We start from the raw sequence: 1,941 nt of genomic DNA, 5'->3' as shown, positions 1-1,941 counted from the left end.
ATACTTACAACTTTATAATAAAAATGAAAATATTGTAATCGTATTTACAACTTTCAATTTATCATTGCTCTTGAATAAACTCCCCGATCCATTTATAGACCTTATTTGGGCTATAGATAAACTGTACGATCATTGGCTTGTGTTTCTTCCTTTTCTGAAGGTGAAAATTAGGCTCGGGGTTTATCTTTTTATATTCTTCCAAAAATCTTTCTGTCGTCTTTTCGATTCCTGGCAGGGTTTTTTCACCCATCAGGATCAGCATCGGGGGATCTTTTTCATCCAAATAGTATATCGGGGAGGTATCCTTCCAAACCTGCGGATCCTCTGTGAATGCCTGAAGATATTCTGATCCTGGCGCATAATTCATTTGTTTCAGAAACCAATACATATCCAAACCCGCCGCATCTATCAAAACTGTTCCCTTTATGGGATTTTCCATTCCCAAAGTGTCAAAATATTCATTTCTTACAGAAATCAGACTCGCCAGATGACCTCCCGCAGAATGTCCAGATACGAAGATTTTATCCGGATCGCCTCCATAGGTTTTGATATTCTCATTTGTCCATCGGACTGCCTGTGCAGAAGCCTTGGCCATGTCGTGGACCTGATAATCAGGGCTAAGTGGATAATTTATGATAACTGAGACGATTCCCTTCCTTGCCAATCTCGATCCAAGAAAATTGTAAATGTCTTTATTGCCTGAATTCCAGCTTCCTCCATGGATGAAAAGCAGGACAGGACTACTTCCATCCGCCTTTTTGGGTGCAAAGACATTCAATTGCTTTTCCGGAAGATTTTCCAAAAATCCCTTTTCCATATAAGTGATTTCCTTGCTTCGCTGAACAGATTTGAAAGAACAAGAAAAGGATGCAAGCAAAAACAAGGAAAAAAGAAGAAAACTGTTACAAAATTTCATAAAGTAAATAGAGGGTTGATTCAAGAAAGATAACACATATCAGACATCAGGGTTTAAAATTATAAAATCTTAGCTTTTCTAAAATTAGTACCCATATAAAACAGAAATAAATTTGGACTAATGTGATCCAAACATTAATTCTAAGCCAATTTGTTTGAATAAATCATTATTTCTCCATATTATATTTTGTTTTTTACATTCCAAGTGTTAATTTTCACCAGATTAAGGGGACAATACCAAGTTTTAATCACCTTTTACCCTATAATCTCAATTTACCCTGACCATATCGATCAAGCCCTAGAAAGGATATGGTGTATTCATCTTCACTTCACAATGTTTGATAATACGGCAAAATGAAAATAGGCATATTAGGAGCCACAAAACTGGCTGCAGCTCTCGGCAATAGATTTCTTTCCTCGGACACAAATGTGATTTTTGGTGTGAGGGAAAATTTCGTAGCCAAGGATATTGAATGGAAAATCCTCAGCATGCATGCTGACAAAGTTTTTGGCTTCAGAGAAGCCGTGCTTCGCTCAGATTATATTCTGATTTGCTGCGACAATGAACACCTGACCCAACTATGTGAATGTCTTTCAGAGTCCGATTTGGAAAACAAAATTGTCATAGATTGTACCAATGCATCTTTTGGCAACGAATATGATTGCAATTACTTTCTGATCCAGCATTTTTTGAGTGGTAAAAACATCTACAAAGCATTCAATAACCTTGGCACAGATTATCCCAATTCGGATATCTTAGGATTGATCAAAGAAACATACTATTGCGGCGAAGACGGAGCAGAAAAGCAAAAAGTCAAAAAGTTGATCGAAAAATCCGGGTTCCGGGCCATAGATGCCGGGACTTCCGAAAGTGCATTTTTATTGGAGGCTTTCTTCCACTTAAGCAAAAAAATAGCAGCCAACAAAAAGGAAAAAACAGAATACCATTTTAAGCTGATTACTGTGTGAAAATAATTTTTTGATTTTTATCAATAATTTCAATAATTAATTTCCAAAACTATTTTT

General features: G+C 36.4%; 2 protein-coding genes. One reads left to right on the top strand and one right to left on the bottom strand.

The annotated features are described in order from the left end of the window. Positions 1-61 precede the first annotated feature (61 nt). Complete coding sequence (locus ACZFYI_RS19780; RefSeq protein ID WP_462525841.1) at positions 62-916, bottom strand: alpha/beta hydrolase; 855 nt, start codon at positions 914-916, stop codon at positions 62-64. 353 nt (positions 917-1,269) lie between these two features. On the opposite strand from ACZFYI_RS19780, the gene ACZFYI_RS19775 reads away from it, so the two are divergent. Beyond that, the gene (locus ACZFYI_RS19775) at positions 1,270-1,884 is read left to right on the top strand and encodes an NADPH-dependent F420 reductase (RefSeq protein WP_462525840.1); all 615 of its coding nucleotides are present in this window, start codon (positions 1,270-1,272) and stop codon (positions 1,882-1,884) included. Positions 1,885-1,941: the final 57 nt, after the last annotated feature.

The organism is Aquiflexum sp. (genome assembly GCF_977115555.1).
The sequence above is the reverse complement of the archived record's forward strand: the minus strand, read 5'-3'. Positions and strand labels throughout refer to the sequence as shown.